15 protein-coding genes and 1 riboswitch are annotated in these 17,800 nt (G+C 53.7%); all 15 genes read left to right on the top strand.

Annotated elements, in window-relative coordinates; all coding sequences use genetic code 11:
* The first annotated feature begins 49 nt into the window (after positions 1-49).
* The 15 genes from xdh to arsB all read left to right on the top strand — a co-directional run bounded on the left by xdh (position 50) and on the right by arsB (position 17,791).
* Positions 50-2,611, top strand: a complete 2,562-nt coding sequence (gene xdh, locus GXX34_02020; protein HHW06307.1) for a selenium-dependent xanthine dehydrogenase — start codon at positions 50-52, stop codon at positions 2,609-2,611.
* 304 nt (positions 2,612-2,915) lie between these two features.
* Positions 2,916-4,277 (top strand): purine permease, encoded by a 1,362-nt coding sequence (locus tag GXX34_02025; protein ID HHW06308.1) that lies wholly within the window; start codon positions 2,916-2,918, stop codon positions 4,275-4,277.
* A 264-nt stretch (positions 4,278-4,541) separates the two neighbouring features.
* A complete protein-coding gene (locus GXX34_02030) occupies positions 4,542-5,270 on the top strand; it encodes a GntR family transcriptional regulator (GenBank protein HHW06309.1) in 729 nt (242 codons plus the stop codon).
* A 134-nt stretch (positions 5,271-5,404) separates the two neighbouring features.
* Positions 5,405-6,655, top strand: coding sequence for a YgeY family selenium metabolism-linked hydrolase (locus GXX34_02035; GenBank protein ID HHW06310.1), 1,251 nt, complete (start codon positions 5,405-5,407; stop codon positions 6,653-6,655).
* 46 nt (positions 6,656-6,701) lie between these two features.
* Positions 6,702-7,685 (top strand): ornithine carbamoyltransferase, encoded by a 984-nt coding sequence (locus GXX34_02040; protein ID HHW06311.1) that lies wholly within the window; start codon positions 6,702-6,704, stop codon positions 7,683-7,685.
* A gap of 153 nt (positions 7,686-7,838) precedes the next feature.
* Positions 7,839-7,948: riboswitch (glycine riboswitch) on the top strand.
* A 206-nt stretch (positions 7,949-8,154) separates the two neighbouring features.
* Entirely contained in the window at positions 8,155-8,562 is a 408-nt protein-coding gene (locus GXX34_02045) for a GrdX protein (GenBank protein ID HHW06312.1), read from the top strand.
* Between the two features lie 4 nt (positions 8,563-8,566).
* A complete protein-coding gene (gene trxB / locus GXX34_02050) occupies positions 8,567-9,793 on the top strand; it encodes a thioredoxin-disulfide reductase (GenBank protein HHW06313.1) in 1,227 nt (408 codons plus the stop codon).
* A 39-nt stretch (positions 9,794-9,832) separates the two neighbouring features.
* Positions 9,833-10,150, top strand: a complete 318-nt coding sequence (locus GXX34_02055; protein HHW06314.1) for a thioredoxin — start codon at positions 9,833-9,835, stop codon at positions 10,148-10,150.
* A 25-nt stretch (positions 10,151-10,175) separates the two neighbouring features.
* Positions 10,176-11,462: a beta-aspartyl-peptidase gene (locus GXX34_02060; GenBank protein ID HHW06315.1), complete on the top strand. Its 1,287-nt coding sequence runs from the start codon at positions 10,176-10,178 to the stop codon at positions 11,460-11,462.
* A 44-nt stretch (positions 11,463-11,506) separates the two neighbouring features.
* Entirely contained in the window at positions 11,507-11,950 is a 444-nt protein-coding gene (locus GXX34_02065; GenBank protein HHW06316.1) for a glycine/sarcosine/betaine reductase complex selenoprotein A, read from the top strand.
* Between the two features lie 25 nt (positions 11,951-11,975).
* Positions 11,976-13,280 carry a glycine reductase complex selenoprotein B gene (gene grdB / locus GXX34_02070; protein HHW06317.1) on the top strand — a complete coding sequence of 435 codons (1,305 nt, stop codon included), beginning with the start codon at positions 11,976-11,978 and terminating at the stop codon, positions 13,278-13,280.
* Between the two features lie 152 nt (positions 13,281-13,432).
* Positions 13,433-14,971, top strand: coding sequence for a glycine reductase (locus tag GXX34_02075; protein HHW06318.1), 1,539 nt, complete (start codon positions 13,433-13,435; stop codon positions 14,969-14,971).
* Positions 14,972-15,003: 32 nt separating this feature from the next.
* Positions 15,004-16,173, top strand: a complete 1,170-nt coding sequence (locus GXX34_02080; GenBank protein HHW06319.1) for a glycine reductase — start codon at positions 15,004-15,006, stop codon at positions 16,171-16,173.
* 150 nt (positions 16,174-16,323) lie between these two features.
* Positions 16,324-16,668 (top strand): winged helix-turn-helix transcriptional regulator, encoded by a 345-nt coding sequence (locus GXX34_02085; protein ID HHW06320.1) that lies wholly within the window; start codon positions 16,324-16,326, stop codon positions 16,666-16,668.
* Between the two features lie 49 nt (positions 16,669-16,717).
* The gene (gene arsB, locus GXX34_02090; GenBank protein HHW06321.1) at positions 16,718-17,791 is read left to right on the top strand and encodes an ACR3 family arsenite efflux transporter; all 1,074 of its coding nucleotides are present in this window, start codon (positions 16,718-16,720) and stop codon (positions 17,789-17,791) included.
* Positions 17,792-17,800 lie beyond the last annotated feature (9 nt).

Here is a 17,800-nt window from a genome sequence, read left to right on the forward strand (position 1 = left end):
TTCCTGACTTCAAACAACTTCCTGCAGGGCAGATGAGGAGGGGGTAAACATGTTACAGTTTGTGCTGAACGGTCGGCAAGTGACTGTCGACCCCGCCCAGGAAAGTTGGAACTTGCTGGAGTACCTGCGCCGGGAAGCCCGGTTAACTTCCGCAAAAAACGGTTGTTCGGAAGGAACCTGCGGCGCTTGTACGGTGCTCGTTGACGGTAAGGCCACCAGGGCCTGTACCGTGAAAATGTCCAAAATACAGGGTAAACAAGTCATTACCGTGGAAGGTTTGTCTGAGCGGGAAAAAGAGGTGTATGCTTGGGCCTTTGGCGTGGCCGGCGCCGTCCAGTGCGGTTTTTGCACTCCCGGCATGGTGATGAGCGCCAAAGGGCTCTTGGACCAGAATCTTAACCCCACGGAAGACGAGGTCAAGAAAGCCATTCGCTTCAATATTTGCCGCTGCACCGGCTACCGCAAGATCATCGACGGCATTTTATTGGCTGCCAAAGCGCTGCGGGGGGAAATTACGCCGGAAGAGTACAAGGGCAGCGGTCGCCTGGGCGAGCGTTTTGTACGGCCCGATGCGGCGCCTAAAGTACTGGGTACGGCGGAATACGTGGATGATTTGTTCTTCCCGGGTATGCTCTATGCCAAGGTCTTGCGGGCTCCCAAGCCCCGGGTTTTGGTGAAAGCCATTGATGTGTCTGAAGCCAGAGCTTTGCCCGGGGTGACGGTGCTGACGGCGGAAGACATTCCAGGTGACAATTACCAGGGATATATTGTCCATGACTGGCCTACCCTGGTGCCGGTGGGAGAAGAAACCCGTTACGTGGGCGACGCCCTGGCCATCGTGGCGGCACCTACGCCGGAAGAAGCGGAAAGGGCCCGGGAACTCATTAAAGTGGACTATGAAGAGCTGGAACCGGTGACAGACCCGATCCGGGCCCTGGCTGAAGACGCCCCTAAAATTCACCCGAAAGGGAACTTGCTCACTACCACCACCGTTAAAAGAGGCAACGTGGAGGAAGCGCTGGCCCAGTGTGACCATGTGGTCACCAACACTTACCGGACTCCCTTTACGGAACATGCTTTCCTGGAACCGGAGAGTGCCCTGGCGGTACCGGAAGGGGAGCGGCTGACGGTTTATGTGGGTACCCAAAGCGTCCACCATGACCGGCACACCTTGGCAAAGGTGCTGGGCATGCCGGAAGAAAAGATCCGGGTGGTCAACAAGTTTGTGGGCGGGGGTTTTGGCGGCAAAGAAGACATGAGCGTGCAGCACCATGCGGCTCTGTTGGCCATGGCCACCGGGAAACCGGTGAAACTCACCTTGACCAGGGAGGAAAGCCTGAAAGTCCATCCCAAGCGCCACCCCATGATCATGGAAGTGACCACCGGGTGCGACAAGGAAGGCAAAGTCCTTGCCATGAAAGCCAGGATCTACTTCGATACCGGTGCCTATGCTTCCCTGGGAGGACCGGTGCTGCAGCGGGCTTGCACCCACGCCACCGGGCCCTACTACATCCCCCATATCGATATTGTCGGGTACGGCGTCTACACCAACAACCCGCCGGCCGGGGCATTCCGCGGCTTTGGCGTGACCCAGTCGAACTTTGCATTAGAAAGTCAACTGGACATTCTAGCCGAAAAAGCCGGCATCAGTCCGTGGGAAATCCGGTACCGCAATGCCCTCCGCCCGGGGGACCGCATTGCATCCAACCAGATTGCCGCAGAGGACACTAATATTGTGGATACCCTGCTGGCGGTGAAGGAGGAATTTGAAAAGCACCCCTATGCCGGCATCGCCTGCGCCATGAAAAACGTGGGTCTCGGAGTCGGCAACCCGGATACCGGGCGCTCGGTACTGGTAGTGGAAAAAGGCCGGGTGAAAGCCTACACCGGTGCTGCCTGTATCGGACAAGGTATCGGTACCGTGGTGCACCAGGTCATCTGCGAAACCACCGGTTTGGCCCCCGATTCGATCGAGGTGACCCTGGCCGATACGGATCTGACCCCGGATTCCGGTGCCACCACCGCTTCCCGGCAGAGCTTGTTTACCGGCGAGGCTGTCCGCAGGGCGGCGGCCCAACTGGCGGAAGACCTGAAGCATCATTCCCTCGAGGAGTTGGAAGGAAAGCGCTACGAAGGGGAATACCTGGGTGTTACCGACCCGCTGAATGCGCCGGTGGAGAACCCGGTTAACCACGTGTCCTACGGCTTTGCCACGCAGGTCTGCATCCTCAATGAAGAAGGCAAGGTCCAGAAATTCATTGCCGCCCATGACGTCGGTAGGGTGGTTAATCCCATTGCCTTGGAAGGCCAGCTGGAAGGCGGCATTGTCATGGGGATGGGGTACGCCTTGACGGAGGATTTCCCCGTGGAAAACGGGGAACCGAAAGTCACCAAGTTCGGTCGCTTGGGACTGCTCCGGGCTACCGATATGCCTGAGTTTGAGATTAAGCTAATCGAGCCCAAGATCGGCAAACTGGCTTACAGCATTAAAGGGGTAGGGGAAATTGCGTCCATTCCCACCGCTTCCGCCATTGCCAATGCTTACTATCGCTTTGACGGGAAGCGGCGGTTTAGCTTACCCTTAGAAGATACCCCTTATCGTAAAAAATAGCGTACGGTTCATGGTTGGTTTGATGCCGGCAGGTGGTACTGCCTGCCGGCATCGCTGTTTGTTATGGGATTTAATGCTATGCAATCTTCTCTATAATGCCAATATTCTCTTTATACTCTATTATTGCTTTATTCTGCTTTCGTTCCGGAACGAGGCGGGGGAAAATAAAAGGCGTAAAAGCTGGGCAAGCTATTCACGCCGGTCCTTTTACGCCCGTAAAGGGGGTGGTACTATCGATTGGCGGAGCTGATTGACCAATGAAGCTGTTCTGTTTCGCTAGGCTTGAACTGCTAATCATGGGAGGATGATGGAATTGTCTGCTGAAAAAGTTGCCGGTGTAGCAGAAGAAAGACGTATTCAGCCCCTGTATGATGTAGAAGATGTGCCCCCGCTTAAAGAGGCCGTACCTTTAGGGATCCAGCATGTCCTGGCGATGTTCGCCAGCAACGTGTCCGTGCCCATCACGGTAGCCGCTGCCATCGGCTTGTCAGTGGCTGACCGGGCATTCTTGGCCCAGTGTGCCATGCTCGTAGCCGGTATCGCCAGTTTTGTGCAGGCACGTCCCGTCGGCCCTATCGGTGCCAGGCTGCCGGTGGTGATGGGTACCAGTTCCGGTTTTTTACCTGTCTGTCTGTCCATCGCCCAGCAGTACGGCATGGCCGCTTTGATGGGGGCCGCTTTTGTCGGTGGTTGGCTGGAAGTGATTCTTGGGTTTTTCTTAAAAGGATTACGTCGTTTCTTTCCCCCGGTAGTGACAGGTACTGTGGTGCTCACCATTGGTTTGTCTCTCTTGCCCATTGGCGTGAAAAACGCCGCCGGCGGGATTGGCGCTGCAGACTTCGGGAGTTTTAGTAATCTATTATTAGCCGGAATCGTCTTTGTTATCGTGGTTGTTATCCATCAACTAGGGAAAGGCTTCCTCGGGGCTTCCGCCATATTAATCGGTACCATCGTTGGCTTCCTGGTAGCAATTCCCATGGGTAAAGTAGATTTTACGCCGGTAGCGGAAGCCGGTTGGTTCTCTTTTCCCAATCCCCTGGCTTACGGTATGTCTTTTGAGTGGCCGGCCATTATGGCCATGCTGTTCATGTACATTGTGACGACGGTGGAAACGGTGGGCGATATCTCCGGGATTACCATGGGAGGTGCCGGCCGGGAGGCTACGGATAAGGAATTGTCCGGCGGTATTATCGCCGACGGCTTCTTCTCCAGCTTTGCTGCCATCTTTAACGCCCTGCCTAATACTTCTTTCAGCCAGAACGTCGGTCTCATTTCCTTCACCGGCATCATGAGCAATTATGTAGTGAAAGTAGGTGCCGTTTTCTTAATCCTCTGCGGCTTGTTTCCCAAGATCGGCGCTCTGGTGGCCTGCATTCCCATGCCCGTTTTCGGCGGCAGCCTCCTGATCATGTTCGCCTTTATTGCCACCTCCGGTATTACCCTCATTGTTTCCGGGGGGTTGACCAAGCGCAACCTGCTGATTGTCGCCGCATCCTTGAGCTTGGGCTTTGGTTTATCCGGTGTACCGGAAGCCATGCAGTATTTCCCGGAAAGCGTGAAGCTCATCTTCTCCGGGGCCGGGATCGTGCCGGCTTGTATCGTAGCTTTAGTGCTGAACCTGGTGCTGCCGCAAGACGAACGGCAAAACGGCACGGCCCGGGCTTAAAAAGCGCAAAAAGTTGAAAACGAAGGTCTCTAGGCTGCCCGCCTTGCGGAAGACTGGGGACCTTCCCCTTTAATCATTACCGGCTTTAGGGAGGGATGATACTCGTGTTGGTACATGGCCTGCCCCGTTGCTCGAAAAAATTTTTTGCGCTAAAGAAGGATTTTTGACACACAAGTGGAAATATAGATATAGTTGTCTGACATCTAAACAACACCCATTAACGCCCGCCGTTTGTAATTATCCATACTTGGGGGAAAAACAATCATGTTTCATACCAGGGTACCTCTTTATATAGAGATTGCCAAAGAGCTAAAAAAGCGCATCAATGATGGAGTTTATGCTCCGGGGCAGCAGCTCCCTTCCGAACCGGAGCTGGCCAACCAGTTTGGCGTGAGCCGCGGGACTTTGCGGGAAGCGTTGTCGGTGCTGGAAAAGGAAGGCGTCATCCGGAGAAGACATGGTATAGGTTCTTTTGTAGAGACACATTATAATAAAGTAATTGCTGGTATGGAAAAACTGGATCCCCTCATTGAGACCATTCGCCGTGCCGGGTACGAAGCGGAGGACCAGGTCCTTTCCATCCGCCAGACGGAGATCGATGCCAAGGCAGCGGAAGCCTTGGAAGTAGAGATGGGATCTGTGGGATATGTGATTGAAAGTGTTCGCCTGGCGGACAAAGTACCGGTAATTTACTGTTTTGACATCCTGCCCGGCTGGTTGGTACCTGATCCGGGGCTCTTGAACCAGCGCTACCGGTACGATTCCTTATCGGCCCTGTTAAAAGAAGTCTTTCGTTTGAAACCCCATCAATTTGTTTCCACCGTCAGTGCGGTGCTGCCGTTCCCCAAGACCCAGCGGATTCTAGGGATAGACAAGAAAACCCCGTTAATCCTGATTGAAGGCACATTGTATGACGAGGACGGGAGAGCCTTAAACTACGGCAAGCAGTTGTTCCGTTCCGACAAGTACCAGTTCCGCCTCGTCAGGAAATAAACAGCAAGAAACTTGGCCTTACCTATCGTGATCACCGTAAGGAGGTGAAGTAAATTCAGGGACCTTTGGAGGAGAGCATAGCGTTATAGGTTAGGCGAGTTCAACAAAATTTTGAGCAAGGAGTAGATAGGCAAATGGATTTCAAACAGATTTTACAAAAAGCTGAAGCTTATAGAGGCGACATGTCCAAATTCCTGCGGGATCTCATCGCTATTCCCAGCGAAAGCTGCCAGGAAAAAGGTGTTATTCACCGCATTAAAGAAGAAATGGAAAAAGTCGGTTTTGACAAAGTGGAAATCGACCCCATGGGCAACGTCCTGGGCTACATCGGCAAAGGCAAGCACTTAATTGCTATGGACGCCCATATCGATAACGTCGGGGTTGGCGACCGCCGTTTATGGGAATTTGATCCCTACGAAGGCAAGGAAGACGATGAATGCGTTTACGGCCGCGGCGCTTCCGACCAGTTGGGCGGCATGGCTTCCATGGTTTACGCCGGTAAAATAATTAAAGACTTAGGTTTGGAAGACGACTACACCTTGTTGATAACCGGTACCGTCCAAGAGGAAGACTGCGACGGGCTCTGCTGGCAGTACATCATCGAAGAATCCAAAATCAGACCTGAATTCGTCGTGCTCACTGAACCCACCAGCTGCCGGATTTACCGGGGCCACAGGGGCAGAATGGAAATCAAGGTGACCACCTACGGTGTCAGCTGTCACGGCTCCGCACCTGAAAGAGGCGACAACGCTATCTACAAGATGGCACCCATCCTCACCGAGCTGAGGGCACTGCACGAAAACTTGATGGACCATCCCTTCTTGGGCAAAGGTTCTTTGACCGTATCTGAAATCTTCTTTACTTCTCCCTCCCGCTGCGCAGTGGCGGACTCCTGCACCATTTCCATTGACCGCCGGCTGACCGCAGGGGAAACCCACGAATACGCCCTGCAACAGATTAGGAACTTGCCTTCCGTGAAGGCAGCCAATGCGAAAGTGGAAATGTACACCTATGAACGCCCGTCCTGGACCGGTTTGGTTTACCCGACGGAATGTTATTTCCCCACCTGGTTGATTGAAGAAGATCATCCAGCCACCAAGTCCCTGGTTGATGCTTACAAAGGTCTCTTCAACGATGCGCCTGAAGTAGACAAGTGGACCTTCTCCACCAACGGTGTTTCCATTATGGGTCGTTACGGCATCCCGTGCGTCGGCTTCGGTCCGGGGGCGGAAAAAGAAGCCCATGCTCCCAACGAGAAAACTTGGAAAGATCACCTGGTGAAAGCTGCCGCTATGTATGCCGCCATACCGAAGATTTACGTCCAAAAATATGCCCATGAAATGCCTGAGCAAACGGAAAACCTGGTCGCTGTGGATAAAAAATAAAAATTAATCATAGAAGCTCATAAAAAACATGAGGAGGTACATTGACATGCAAACCATTTTTAGAGGCCGTCATTTTATCACTTTGAAGGACTTCACCAAAGAAGAAATCGATACCATGCTGGATGTGTCCTTCGACCTGAAGAAAAAATTCGCTATGGGGGTTGACACTCCTTACCTGAAATACAAGACCATCTTCTTGATGTTCTTTGAACAGTCCACCCGGACGCGGAACTCCATGGAAGCCGGTATTGCCCAACTGGGCGGCCATGCCAACTTCTTGGATACCAGCAACATGCAGATTGCCCACGGCGAATCCGCCAAGGACACCGCCGTCATCCTATCCCGTTTCGGCCACGGTATTGCCGTCCGGAACTGCTTCTGGGGCGAAGGTAACAAGTATATCACCGAAATGGCCAAGCACTCCACCGTGCCCATTATGAACCTGCAGTGCGACTTGTATCACCCGTTCCAAGCTTTGGCCGACTTGATGACCATGCAAGAAAAACTGGGCGACCTGCGCCGGAAGAAAGTATCCATCATCTGGGCTTACGCTACGAGCCATAAGAAACCCATTTCCGTACCCGTGTCCCAAGTGCTGCTGTTCCCCCGTTACGGCATGGACGTATGTTTGGCCTACCCGAAAGGCTGGGAGCTGCCTGACTGGGTCATCGAAGAAGCCAGGAAGTTTGCCGAAGAAAACGGCGGCAGCCTGACCATCACCCATGACGAAGAAGAAGCTTACCGGGATGCTGACATCGTTATTCCGAAGAACTGGGGCAGCTGGGTCACCAACCAAAGCACTGCCGTAGTGGACGATGCTCTGGAAGCCAACCGGCACTGGAAGTGCACCGAAGAGAAAATGAAACTGGCCAAACCCCACGTCATGTACATGCACGCCCTGCCTGCCGACCGGGGCAATGAAGTGGAAGACTCCGTCATCGACGGGCCGCACTCCATCGTCTATGATGAAGCGGAAAACCGGCTCCACACTGCCAAGGCAGTGATGACCCTCCTCATGAACGGCAAGTAAATTGCAGTCTGAATCCCCGCAGCGATGCGGGGATTTTAATTGTGCTTAAATATAGAAAAATTTATCACAGGATACTTTACAATAAAAAAGATTAATGCTAAAATGGCATTAGGGAAAGTACATAGGAGAACTTTCACAAATACAAAGCGGAGAATGAAGGATACGGGAGAGTTCCCGGCGATACACGCGCGGGCACCGAAGGAGCAAGCTTCAAACCGCCAATTTGAAGCGAAACTCTCAGGTCAAAGAACCGTATCCTAACTCACCTCTGGAAAGTCTTCCACGGACGCCGAAGGAGTAACACTCTCAGGCAAGCCAGACAGAGTGCAGGCAGCAATGCCTGCCTATTTTTATGCCAAGATTGCACTATTTTTCACATAAGCCAGAAATTTTTGCTGGCATAAATTATTGGTCCTTACTAACACTAATCTTGACGCAAAATCCCTTGCTGCCCGGGAGGGAAAGCCCATTGACACCGGTTTTAATCAGCAATAATCCCCTTGTTTGGGAAAGGTATCCATCCGCCGTCAAAGTACAGGGCACGTTGAAGGACGTGCTCCTCCGGACCAGGGACGGGATCCATCGCGGCATGAAACTTCTCACCCATCCTCTTACCGGTAGTATTAAACCCAATCAATCGCCCTATAAATCCGTGCTCCTCATCCAGCAAAGGGGCAATACCGTAGACTTGTTTTCGCTGCAGCTCATTGAGGAGGCTTTAGCCACGGTGGCAAAATTTCGATCCTTGTCCTGCGATTTGCCTGCTGCCATTAAGCAAGACTATCAAGTGATTGATTTATCCTTTGTGGTATCCGCCTGGGATAGCCTCAGACCGTTAGGCATAACGGAACCAAATGACCAGCCAAAGGAGGCATGATTACATGGAGAAAAAGCTGTGGGACATTTTAATCGTGGGCGGCGGTCCTGCCGGCCTGGCGGCGGGGATCTACGCCTCCCGGGCTAAAATGCAAGCCCTGCTCTTGGAAAAAGCCAAACCCGGGGGGCAAGCCGCCACTACTGAGGAAATGGAGAATTACCCCGGTTTCGGCAGGGGCGCCACGGGGCCCGGCATTATGGAAGCCATGCGCAAGCATGCGGAGGAATTCGGCACCACCATCATCAAGGAAGAAGTCGTGGATGTGGAACTGGAGAGCCATATCAAAAAAGTGATCACCAAAAGCGGCAACGTTTATGAAGGCAAAGCCCTGATCCTGTGTCCCGGCAGCAAACCGCGCTCTTTAAACATTAAAGGGGAGCAAGAATTTATCGGTAAAGGTGTTTCCTGGTGTGCCACCTGCGACGCGGATTTCTTCGAGGACCTGGATGTGGTGGTGGTGGGCAACGGTGACGCCGCCATTGAGGAAGCCATGTATCTCACCAAATTCGCCGAAACCGTGACCATTATCGTCATCCACGATGAAGGGATCCTGGACTGTAACAAGGCCAGCGCCGAAAAGGCCTTTGCCAACCCCAAAATCAAGTGGGTCTGGAATTCAGTGCTGGAGGAAATCAAAGGGGACGGTTTGGTGGAAGCGGTGGCGGTGAAGAACCTGAAAACGGGCGAAATCTGGGATCTGCCCACCAACGGCGTGTTCTTCTTTGTCGGAACGGTGCCGCAAACCGGTTTTCTCAAGGGAAAGCTGGAACTGGATGCCCAGGGATACATCGTCACCAATGAAAAAATGGAAACCAGTGTGCCCGGTGTCTATGCCGCCGGGGACTGCCGGCGCAAGTACCTGCGCCAGGTGGTAACAGCAGCCTCCGACGGGGCCATAGCAGCGGTGGCGGTCGAGAAATACCTGGCGGAGGAGGAAGCTTTCCAAGTACAGGTGCTGGAACAAAAAGTGCCGGTGGCAGTGGTGTTCTGGGCCCCGCAAAATGAGAAGAGCATTGAAATGGTATCGGCCCTGGAGCAGGCCATGACCGGTTTTGAAAAAGCGAAGCTGGCGAAAATCGACGTCTATCGCAACCAGCTCACGGCATCCCGTTACCAGGTGAAGGAAATCCCTGCAGTCCTGGTCTTCCGGAACGGGGAAGTGGCGGCCAGGTTTGAAGGGGATTTCCAAGCGGATGAAGTGGTGCAGCAGATAGACGCCGGTTTGGCATAAATGGTGACTAAACTGAGACCATAATTAGGGGGTGAGCAGATGATTATCGTTGACAAGGATAATTTTCAGGCGGAAGTGCTGGAGGCTGAGGGGCTGGTGGTAGTGGATTTCTGGAGCCCGAAATGCGAACCCTGCCAGGCGCTGATGCCGGAGGTAGCCAAGTTGGCGGAAAAATACAGCGGCCAAGCCAAGTTCTGCAAGCTGGACACGGCCGCGAACCGGCGGCTGGCTATCAGCCAGAAGGTATTAGGATTGCCCACCATTGGTTTTTACCGCAACGGCGAGAAAATCGCTGAACTGACCAAAGAGTTTACCATTGATGACGTGGAAGCGAAACTCAAAGAACTGCTGTCATAGGGCAATACGCGAGGAGGTGACAAGCATGCGCTTAGAAATCGGCAACATTTATATCAAAGACGTACGGTTCGGCAGTCAAACGGAAGTAAAAGACGGGGTGCTATACATTAACAAAGAAGAGCTGGCCAGGGTCACCGCTAATGATGAGCGGATTGCTTCCGCGGAAGTCTTTTTGGCCAAGCCGGGGGATGAAACCCGAATCATTCCGGTCAAGGACGTGATTGAACCCCGGGTGAAAGTCTCCGGCTCCGGTGGGATGTTCCCCGGCTTTATCGCCAAAGTGGATACGGTGGGCGAAGGCAGAACCCACGTGCTGAAAGGTACCGCTCTGGTGACCACCGGCAAGATCGTCGGCTTCCAGGAAGGCATCATCGACATGTCCGGCCCCGGCGCGGAGTATACTCCTTTCTCCAAGACCCTGAACATCGTGGTCAAAGTGGATCCCATCGACGGGCTGCACCAGCACGAGCATGAAGCCGTAGTCCGCCTGGCGGGCTTAAGAGCCGCCGCATACTTGGGCGAAGCGGGTAAGAACGTGGAACCCGACGATGTGCAGGTATACGAAACGAAACCCCTCCTGCAGCAAGCAGCCGAGTATCCCGATCTGCCTAAGGTAGCCTATGTCTACATGCTGCAGACCCAAGGATTGTTGCATGATACCTACGTCTACGGCGTGGATGCCAAGCGCATCATCCCCACTTTGATTTACCCGACGGAAGTCATGGACGGGGCCATCGTCAGCGGTAACTGCGTCTCCGCCTGTGACAAGAACCCCACTTATGTGCACCAGAACAACCCGGTGATCCATGATCTGTACGCCCGCCACGGCAAGGACTTGAATTTCATCGGCGTGGTCATCACCAATGAGAACGTCACTTTGGCCGATAAAGAACGTTCCTCCAACATGACCGCCAAGCTGGTGGAGTTAATCGGCGCCGAAGCCGTCATCATATCCGAAGAAGGTTTCGGCAACCCCGATGCGGACCTGGTCATGAACTGCGCCAAGATTGAACAGAAAGGCATTAAGACGGTCCTGATTACCGACGAATACGCGGGGCAAGACGGTGCATCCCAGTCCCTGGCCGACTCCACGCCCCATGGTGATGCAGTTGTGACGGCGGGCAACGCCAACGAAGTAATCACCCTGCCCCCCATGAAGACTGTCATCGGCTATCCGGAAGTGGCCGATGTGATTGCCGGCGGCACTGCGGGCAGCTTAAAACCCGACGGCAGTATCACCGCAGAAATCCAAGTGATTACCGGTGCCACCAATGAACTCGGTTACCATTATCTCACCGCAAAAGGGTTTTAACAGCGAATGGGAATTTAATGACTAAAGAAAGGAGCGAGATAGAGATGCTACAAGGGAAAAAAGTAGCCATCTTGGGCGACCGGGACGGCATTCCGGGTCCGGCCATCGAGGAATGCGTCAAGTCCGCCGGCGCGGAAGTGGTTTTTTCCACTACCGAATGCTTTGTCTGAACGGCGGCCGGTGCGATGGACCTGGAAAACCAAGCCCGGATCAAAGAATTAGCCGAAAAATACGGTAACGAAGACCTGATCGTGGTCTTAGGCGGTGCGGAAGCAGAAGCCAGCGGTTTAGCCGCCGAAACCGTATCCCAAGGCGATCCGACTTTTGCAGGTCCATTAGCGGGAGTCTCGTTGGGACTCAAGGCTTATCACATTTTCGAACTGAAAGACGAAATCGACCCGGCAGTCTACGACGAACAAGTTAGCATGATGGAAATGGTGCTGGATGTGGATGCCATCGTCAACGAAGTGAAGACTTACCGGGGCTAATTGCCACAGAAAAGGGGGGATCAGCGTGAAGCGCGTGGTACACTATATCAACCAGTTCTACGCAGGTATCGGCGGCGAAGAGAAAGCGGACCACAAGCCGGAGGTCCGGGAGGGCCATGTGGGACCCGGGATGGCCTTTCAACAAGCCTTCAAAGACGAAGCGACCATTGTCGCCACCGTCGTCTGCGGGGACAGCTATTTTAATGAGAATATGGACACGGCTTTAGCGGCAGTCCTGGACATGATTAAGCAATATGAACCGGATTTGGTCCTCGTAGGTCCGGCTTTTAACGCCGGCCGTTACGGGGTGGCCTGCGGCGCGGTGGCCAAGGGAGTGGCCCAAACCCTGGGCGTGCCGGTAGTCGGCGGCATGTTCCCGGAAAATCCCGGTGTCGACATGTACAAGCAGTACGCCTATTTCATTGAGACGGGCAACTCCGCCGCCGGCATGAGGAAAGCCGTGGCAGGCATGTCGGCCCTGGCCCTGAAACTCTTGCGAGGCGAAGAAGTGGGCGAACCTGAAACCGAAGGATATATTCCCCGGGGCATCAGGAAAAACTTCTTTGCCAAAGAAAGAGGCTCCAAGCGGGCGGTAGATATGCTCCTCAAGAAGATCAGAGGGGAATCCTTTGTCACCGAATATCCCATGCCCGTCTTTGACCGGGTACCCCCGGCTGCCCCGGTGAAGGACATTACCAAGGCTAAAATCGCCTTAGTATCTTCCGGCGGCCCGGTGCCCAAGGGCAACCCTGATCATATTGAATCCTCCAGCGCTACCAAGTACGGCAAGTACAGTTTGGCCGGCATCAATGATCTCAACCCGGACAACGGCCAAACGGCTCACGGCGGTTATGACCCGGTCTACGCCAACGAGGACCTGGACCGGGTGCTGCCGGTGGACGTCATGAGAGAATTGGAAGCCAACGGAGAAATCGGCAGCCTGCATGAATACTGGTACTCGACGGTGGGTAACGGCACATCCGTGGCCAACGCCAAGAAATACGCGGCGGAAATTGCCCAGGACTTACTGGCAGCAGGAGTGGATGCCGTCATCCTGACCTCCACGTGAGGGACCTGTACTCGTTGCGGTGCAACGATGGTGAAAGAAATTGAAAGAGCAGGCATTCCTGTGGTGCACATGTGTACGGTAGTACCCATTTCCCTGACCGTAGGTGCCAACCGGATTGTCCCCACGGTGGCGATTCCTCACCCCCTCGGGAACCCAGCCTTGTCCCGGGAGGATGAAAAAGAGCTGAGACGGACGCTGGTCCGGAAGGCCCTGATGGCCTTGCAAACGGAAGTCAGCGGGCAAACTGTGTTTGAGCAGTAATTGCCTTGTCGGGGCGAGGTCCCTGTGCCGCCCGGGCCGAGCCAGTAGAGGGCTCAGGTTGGTTCTCGCCCGTGCAGCAAAATGTCACGCTCAAGGGGACACCTCCAACCGGTGTCCCCTTGCAGTTTTTCAATAGTGGTGGAGGTGAGACGATGAATTACCCGGTCATTAAAGGTGCCAGTTATGCTTTAGTGCATGCGCCGGACCTGGTGCTGCATTTAGGTACCACCCAGACTTCGGAAGCTTTGAAAAACCCCAATTCGGAACATTTACAAAAACTGCCTGAACATTTTCGCACCTTTGCGGAAGCGGTGCAATACGCCCCTAACCAGGTGTATATCGGCAACATGGAGCCCGATGCCCTGGCGGGAATTGCCAAGCCCTGGTATGAAAACCCGGTGGAAGGAGCCCAACGTTTCGGCCGCTTCGGGGAAATCATGCCTTTAGATGAGTTTTTCGGCCTCATGAAAATTGTGGACGCCTTTGACCTGGTTCACCTGGAAGACAGCTTCCAAAGCCGGGTGAAAGAGAAACTGGCGGCCCACCCGGTTTTGCAGGGGTTGAAAGACCTGGGCAAGTTGGACAAAGCCGGCACTGCTTTAGAAGCCATTCGGGATTTAGTAGCGAAAGACCTGGCGGAAGGCATGTATCTCGACGGCAAGCTGGTGGGCTGTGTCAAGCGAGCCCATGAGTTTGACGCGGCTTTATCCCACCATGTGATGTTTGAAAACCTGGCCAGCAAAGCCTCCGCCGTCCTGGCCTTAATGCACTTGTTTGCCAAGACGGGCCTGAAACCGGAAGAGGTGGATTATATCATCGAGTGTTCCGAAGAGGCCTGCGGCGACATGAACCAGCGCGGGGGCGGCAATTTTGCCAAAGCCATCGGGGAAATCTGCGGCTGCATTAACGCCACCGGTTCCGATACCAGGGGCTTTTGTGCCGCGCCGGCCCATGCTCTGGTGAATGCGGCGGCCCTGGCCCAGGCAGGTGTGTATGCAAACATTGTCGTGGTGGCCGGCGGCTCGACGGCGAAACTGGGGATGAACTCTAAGGATCATTTGAAGAAAGGCATGCCGGTGCTGGAAGACATGATCGCCTCTTTTGCCGTCCACGTCAGCCAAAATGACGGCGTCAGCCCCGTGATTCGCACCGATATGATCGGCAAGCACAATATCGGTTCCGGGGCTTCACCGCAAGCGGTCATGCAAGCCATCGTGATGGACCCGCTGGAAAAGGCCGGCATCAAGCTAAGTGACATCGATCGCTTTGCGCCGGAAATGCAAAACCCGGAAATCACCGTACCGGCCGGCGCCGGGGATGTGCCCAATGCCAACTACAAGATGATTGCCGCCTTAGGGGTGAAAAAGGGGTATCTTGAAAAAGAGAAGCTGGCGGAAGAAGTGGAAAGGTTCGGCATGCCAGGCTTCGCCCCGACCCAAGGCCATATCCCCTCCGGGGTACCTTTCATCGGCTTTGCGCGGGAAATGATCATGGACGGCCGCATCCGGAGAGCCATGATCATCGGTAAAGGCAGCTTGTTCTTGGGCCGCTTGACCAACCTCTTTGACGGGATCTCCTTCATCATGGAGAAAAACTCCGGCACAGTGGAAACGGGGGTTAATAAGGACGAGATCAGGCTGATGATTGCCGATGCCATGCGCGACTTGGCCAAGGCTTTCAAAGGAGAGTAAGTCTAAAATCTCCTCATCAGGGAGGTGAGACGATGGATAACCGACAAATCCGTGCCACCATCGGGACGATTTTTGAAGAAATTGCCGATGGTTTGGTTACCGGCAGTTTTGGCAAGAAAGTAAGAATAGGGCTCACCATTCTAGGCAGCGAGCACGGTCCCGGGGAAGTGATGCAGGGAGCGGAACTGGCCCAAAAGCAAAACCCCGACCTGGAGGTCGTACTGATCGGGAGCGGCGTCGAGACTGCTTTGGCCATGGTGCCCGCCCAAGACGAGAAAGAAGCCCACGCCTTGATGGACGATATGCTGGCCCAGGGCGAGCTGGACGGGGCCGTGACTATGCACTACAATTTTCCCATCGGTGTCTCCACCGTGGGCCGGGTGATCACCCCGGGCCGGGGCAGGGAAATCTTCCTGGCCACTACCACCGGCACTTCCGACACCGAGCGGGTATCCGCCATGCTCAAGAACACCCTTTACGGCATTGCCACCGCGAAAGCCTGCGGGATCCCTAATCCTACGGTAGGCATCCTGAACATCGAAGGGGCCAGGCAGTTGGAGCGGGCCCTGCTCAAATTGCAGGAAAGGGGCTATCCCATCAACTTCGCCCAGTCGGCCCGGGCCGACGGCGGCCTGGTCATGCGGGGCAATGACCTGCTGCTGGGCGTACCGGACGTGATGGTGATGGACAGCCTGACCGGCAACGTGCTCATGAAAATGTTCTCCGCTTATACCAGCGGCGGCGACTACGAGACCTTGGGCTACGGGTACGGTCCCGGGGTGGGCGAAAAATATGACCGGATTATCTGTATTATTTCCAGGGCCTCCGGCGCCCCGGTGATAGCCGGCGCTGTTCGTTTTGCCGCCGATTGCGCTAAGGGTCAAATCCTGGCTAAAGCGGCGGAAGAATTTGCTTTGGCCAGGCAAGCGGGATTGGATGAAATGCTTGCCACCCTGGCTTGTCCCTTGAAAGGGGATAAGAAACCCGAGGGCGGGGCTCAGGTGTCTGCACCTCCGGCGAAACCGGTGACGGCGGAGATACCCGGGGTGGAAATCTTAGAACTTGAAGAGGCGGTCCAATTGCTCTGGCAGTCGCATATTTATGCCCAGAGCGGCATGGGCTGCACCGGTCCCATTATCCTGGTGGCCCCGGAAGACAAAGAAGCAGCCGTAAGAATTCTCAAAGAAGCCGGTTACCTGTAAACAAAAAAAACGGGCGGTTGAATGTTAACTGTACTAATAAAGGGACAGGTTAGCTTTACCATGGCTTGTCCCTTTATATTATTATTGACAAAGATTTTTCTAAACGCTAGTATATGAGTATAACATCATATAATCATAGGTGGTGGTAAATTGGAGCTGATCGTCATACTTAAGGCTCTGGCGGATAAAACCAGGTTAAGGATGCTGCACCTGTTAAAGGAACGGGAATTATGTGTTTGTGAAATCGAAGAAGTCTTAGGTATACAGCAGTCCAATGCCTCCCGGCACCTGGATAAACTCCGGAATGCAGGGTTGGTCTGTTGGGAAAAGAGAGCCCAGTGGGTGTATTACCGCCTCAATGAAGAGACTCTCCGGCATTACCCTTTCCTCAGCGCGATAATTAGAGAAGAGGCCAATAAGCTTCCATGCTGCCGGCAGGATATGCTCCGGTTGGAGAACGTGAAAGGCTGCGAAAGCTGCTCGGCGCGTCAGTAATAACTGAACAAATCTTTATGGGGCTTTTATAAATGGAGGTGTTGTCATTTTGACAAAGTCGGTAGCGACAAGACTATCCTTTTTGGATAGATACCTTACTCTATGGATTTTCCTGGCTATGTTCCTGGGGGTAGCATTGGGTTATCTTTTTCCTGGGTTTGCCGGATTTCTGGACCGTTTATCCCTAGGGACTACTTCGATTCCCATTGCGGCCGGACTCATCGTTATGATGTACCCGCCTTTGGCTCGGGTTAAATACGAAGAGCTGGGTAAAGTATTCAAGAACCGTAAAGTGCTGGGGCTATCCCTCCTACAAAACTGGGTCATAGGGCCTGTTCTTATGTTTGTACTGGCTATTCTCCTTTTATCCAACCATCCGGAATACATGGTCGGGGTTATATTGATAGGATTAGCCCGCTGTATTGCCATGGTTATAGTCTGGAACTCCCTGGCAGGGGGAGACAATGAATATGCGGCTGCCTTGGTAGCTTTCAATTCCCTGTTTCAGGTGGTGTTTTATTCCATTTACGCTTACATCTTTGTGACCCTCCTGCCGGATTGGCTTGGTTTGGGCGGCATGGAAGTGCGGGTATCCATGGGAGAGGTGGCCAAAAGTGTAGCCGTCTATCTCGGCATTCCTTTTGCTGCCGGGTTTCTGACCCGCCTTTTCCTGCGGCCTGCCAAAGGGATCGACTGGTATGATCAAAGGTTTGTTCCCGCCATATCTCCTGTTGCTCTGTACGCCCTGCTGTTTACCATCGTAGTAATGTTCTCCCTTAAAGGAGAGTATATTGTCAACCTGCCCCTGGATGTCATACGCATTTCCACACCGCTGCTTATCTACTTTACAGTGATGTTTGGTGTGTCCTTTTTCATTTCCCAAAAAATGAAAGTGAATTACGGCCAGACCGCGGCCCTTTCCTTTACCGCTGCCAGCAACAATTTTGAACTGGCCATAGCCGTTTCCGTAGCCGTATTCGGCATTGATTCCGGTCAGGCCTTGGCAGCAGTGGTAGGGCCGTTGGTGGAAGTGCCGGTAATGATTGGTCTTGTTAATGTAGCCTTGTACTGGCGGAAGAAGTATTTCAACTCCGGTTCAACGGCCGTGAATACCAATAATTAATAGGAGGAA

The organism is Clostridia bacterium, assembly GCA_012840125.1.
In the GTDB taxonomy this organism is placed as follows: domain Bacteria; phylum Bacillota; class DULZ01; order DULZ01; family DULZ01; genus DULZ01.